The following is a 3900-nucleotide window of genomic DNA, read 5'->3' on the forward strand; positions in this document are numbered from 1 at the left end:
CCGGGATGTCCGCCGGGACGAATCGACCACTGCCGGTGTGTCGGGTCCCGACCTACCCGACCGTGGCTGTGCTGTCAGCGGTATGCCGATATCGGTCAACCGGGTGACGAATCTCTGGGACATCTGGTGTCGGAGCGGCCGTTCGGACCGCAGGCCGGTCGTCGACGAGATGGGCTACGCATGACGGACGAGGGCGGCGAGGGCCACCGAGGTGGGACGCGGAGCGTCTTCGCGCCGGGCTTGGGGCGGGCCGCGGCGATGCCCAGGCTCCTGGGCCTCGACGACCGCGGGGAACTCACGGCGGCGCATGTCCGCCTGGTCGCACAGGCGTTGGGAAAGTCGGAGCGCACCGTGTGGCGGTGGCTGGCAGCCGCGCGCCGGGACCGGCGTCTGGCGCGGGTGGAGGCGTCGCGCTTCAGCGTCACCGCGGAGATCCGGCAACTGCTGGCGCTGTGGGGCGGCAACGCCTCGCGGGTCCACGCCGATCTGGTGCGGAGGGCGGCCGGGGATCCGGACGCACCGGTGGTGCCGTCTCTGTCCACGCTGCACCGGGCGATCCGCCGAGACCTGACGCGCGGCGAGCGGGCCGGCCTCAAGAGCGGGGAGGCCGCCCGGCGCGCCCACGACGTGTTCGGGCAGCGTCCCGTGGCGCACCGCAACGCGGCGTGGGAAGGCGACCACAAGCACGTGCCCGTCGAGGTCGATGTGGAGGGGGAGTTGGCCACGCCGTGGGTGACGTGGTTCATCGACTGCGCCACCAAGGCCGTCACCGGGGTCGCGGTCACCGCGCACGCGCCGAGCCGGGACGCGGTGTTGGCGTCCTTGCGGATCGCGATCACCCGGGGCGAGCCCTTCGGCCCGTTGGGAGGGCTGCCCGGTCGGATCCGGGTGGACCGCGGCAAGGAGTTCCTGTGCGCGACGGTCACCGCGGCGATGGGCGCGCTCGCGGTCCCCGTCACCGACCTCCCCGCCTACAGCCCGCATCTGAAGGGCACCGTGGAGGCGTTGAACGACGCGGTGGAGGAGATGTTCCTCGTCTGTCTCCCCCGCTACACCGGTCGCCAGAAACTCACCGGCGGCCGGCTCGCCGACCCTGATGCCCCACCGCTGACCTACGAGGCGTTCGTGGGCCTGCTGCTGGACTGGGTGACCTGGTGGAACACCGAACACCGGCCGGCCGCCCTGAACGGCGAAACCCCCCTTCAGGCGTGGCAGGCCGATCCGACACCGCTGGCGGACGTGCCCGCCGAGCAGATGGCGACCTTCGCTCTGGAGGACGACGGGCGCACCTACACGATCGGCACCAGCGGAGTGCGGTGGCGGCGGCGCGACTACCTCGGCCCGTGGATGAACGGCCGTACCGGCACCAAGGTCTCGGTACGGCACCTGCCCCATCACGACGACACCATCGAGGTCTTCGACGCCGCCACCGGCCGACATCTCGGCTCGGCGTTCCTGGCCGCCGCCGCGAGCCGGGAACAGATCCGCTCCGTCCAAACAGCACGGACCGCGGCCGCCCGCCGGCTCAAAGCCGATCTGAAAGCCGCGGAGAAACTGCGCCGCCGACGCTTCGAAGCCTCCACCACCGCGGCCCCGCCCCGACCTCTCACCTCCCCGACCTCCGCACAGGCCGAAGAGGAACTGGGCGCGGCCGCGCAGACGGACCGTCGTGCGCTGGCCCGTCCTGATCTCGTTCCGCACGGCCCCGCGCCCGACACCTGGGCCCGCCCCAGGCCTTTGCGCACACCTACTCCCGACGAGGACCAAACTGCTGATGATCGCTGATCTGGATTACGGGCTGCTGCCCGACGAGAGCGAAGACCACTTCCTGGGCCTGGAACAGGCACAACTGGTCGGCACCGACACGCTGCTGACCACCCGGGACAACATCGAGGCCGTCATCGAGGCGAAGGCCATGATGTGCGTCCACGGACCGGCCGGGTCCGGCAAGACGATGTCGGTGAACTCCGCGCTGCGTCACCTCGCCCCGGACATCACCCACCGCCTGGAGCTGCGGGCCGGGCCGACCCCGCGCGACATCCGACATGGTCTCTTCCAGGCGCTGGGGCTCCCGGGCGAGCCGCCGGCCCGCCCGATCGAGTTCGACACCCTCCTCAAGGAAGCGCTCGCCGAGGAGTTCCGGGTCCTGGTGTGTGACGAGGCGCAGTGGATGAAGAAGACCGGGTTCGAGTTCTGGCGCCATCTCTGGGACGACAAACGCACGAACATCGCGGTGATCTTCGCCGGAGGCGACGGCTGCTACAAGGTTCTGCGGCGTGAACCGATGCTCGCGTCGAGGATCTTCATATGGCAGGAGTTCACCCGCATGTCCAAGGACGAAGTACGGGCGACGATCCCCGCCTTCCACCCCGTCTGGGCCGATGTGGACACCGCGTTGATCGACGCGATCGACAAACAGGCCGCCCACGGCAGCTTCCGCAACTGGGCCAACATCACCACCCACATCCTGGCAGGCATGAGGAAACTCGACCTCGAGAAGGTCGACGAAGACCTCGTGCGCTGGGTCTACAGCAAAATCGGCGGCATGTGAGGCACGTCGTCGCGCCGTCGACCGCGCCGGGACCGGGGTCCGCGCTCTTCCCGGTGTCGGGGCCGGAGGCGTTGCACGTGATCGTCGACCGCCACGACGATCCCGCCTACACGGCCACCGCACTGGGAGCGCACGACTGGGCGGCGAGTCGGATCACCGTCCACCCGACGCCCGCGGCGGGTGGTGTGGCGGCGCTGGCACAGGACGTGTTGTACGCGCTCGGCAAGACCCTCCCAGCGGCCGGGCGGGACCACGGGGCGTGGGCCGACGCCCTGAGGCCGGCGTGGAACGCCGCCTGCGCGTGGGTGGTCGCGTCGGGGGTGCGGCATGTGATCGTCCCGCGCGGCCACCAACTCACCCCGGCGCGCCTGCGGCAACTCCTCGACCTGCGGACGCGGACCGGGGTACGGGTCACGGTGGTGTGGCACGCCCCACCGGGTCGCGTCCTGGGCGCCTTCGTCCGCGGCGTGGAACACCGGATCGTCGAGGATCCCGACGAGGCTCGCGCGGTCCTGGCGTGGCCGCCGAAGAGCAACAGGGCAACGGGGTCGGGGTGGTTCGCCGACGGCCGCGGTGGTCCCGATCGCGGGCGGGACGAGGAGCGGGCGTGGATCACACCGACGCGGCCCACGCCGGGGGTCGTGGTCCCGCGAACGGCCCGCACGGCCTGCGCGGGGCCCGGCAACGCCGTGTCCGCCCCCGACGCGGAGCGTCACGGGGCGAAGGGCGACGCCGAGAACGAGCGGGCGGGTGGGGCCGCCCCGATCGAGCGGCTCGCCGACCGGCTCAACACGCGGGTCGCGCACCCGACACACGCGGCGGCGCTCGCCGTCGCGGTCGTCACCGGCACGAACGTTCAACGACTCGCGCTGATCAGGGGAATCGACATCACGCCCGACGCGTCCACGGTCAAGACCCACGACAGCCGCGCCCACCGCACGTGCCGGGTGTGGGCGGTCCCGCGATGGGCCCGGGTCCTACTCCACGCCGCCGTGGCCCACCAGGCGTTCGAAGGCAACGACCCCGGCGGGGCCGTGTTCCCCCTGATCGGAGTCCGGAACGGGGCCGACCTGAACGCGTACGCACACGAGATCCACCTCGACCTCACGCCACACACGAGGCGACGGACCACGGCCACAGAGCCGGAGGCCGGACCGACCGGTGGGACCCCCGTAATACCGATCTGCATGAAACCGACCCGCTCATCCGGCGAAAGCGTCAGCACCGATTCGGCATGCGATGTCACCACACCAACGCCGGGATGAACCACCCCCACCAGCCCCGACACCCCCACACCCGACTGACACAACCATGCCGAAACCCGACCGACACACCCCCACAGATCATCA

General features: G+C 71.2%; 4 protein-coding genes. All 4 read left to right on the forward strand.

Going from position 1 to position 3900, the window contains the following annotated elements:
* The coding region (locus ABZ374_RS48185) for a hypothetical protein (protein ID WP_360325105.1) at nucleotides 1-184 on the forward strand (184 nt) is incomplete at its 5' end.
* Nucleotides 181-1785, forward strand: coding sequence for a Mu transposase C-terminal domain-containing protein (locus tag ABZ374_RS48190; RefSeq protein ID WP_360325107.1), 1605 nt, complete (start codon nucleotides 181-183; stop codon nucleotides 1783-1785). The genes ABZ374_RS48185 and ABZ374_RS48190, both read left to right, overlap by 4 nt.
* Entirely contained in the window at nucleotides 1775-2551 is a 777-nt protein-coding gene (locus tag ABZ374_RS48195) for an ATP-binding protein (RefSeq protein ID WP_360325109.1), read from the forward strand. The genes ABZ374_RS48190 and ABZ374_RS48195 overlap by 11 nt, the downstream gene beginning before the upstream one ends.
* A complete protein-coding gene (locus ABZ374_RS48200) occupies nucleotides 2548-3816 on the forward strand; it encodes a hypothetical protein (RefSeq protein ID WP_360325112.1) in 1269 nt (422 codons plus the stop codon). The genes ABZ374_RS48195 and ABZ374_RS48200 overlap by 4 nt, the downstream gene beginning before the upstream one ends.
* Nucleotides 3817-3900 lie beyond the last annotated feature (84 nt).

The sequence above is a fragment of the Embleya sp. NPDC005971 genome, assembly GCF_040629175.1.
Taxonomy (GTDB): Bacteria; Actinomycetota; Actinomycetes; order Streptomycetales; family Streptomycetaceae; genus Embleya.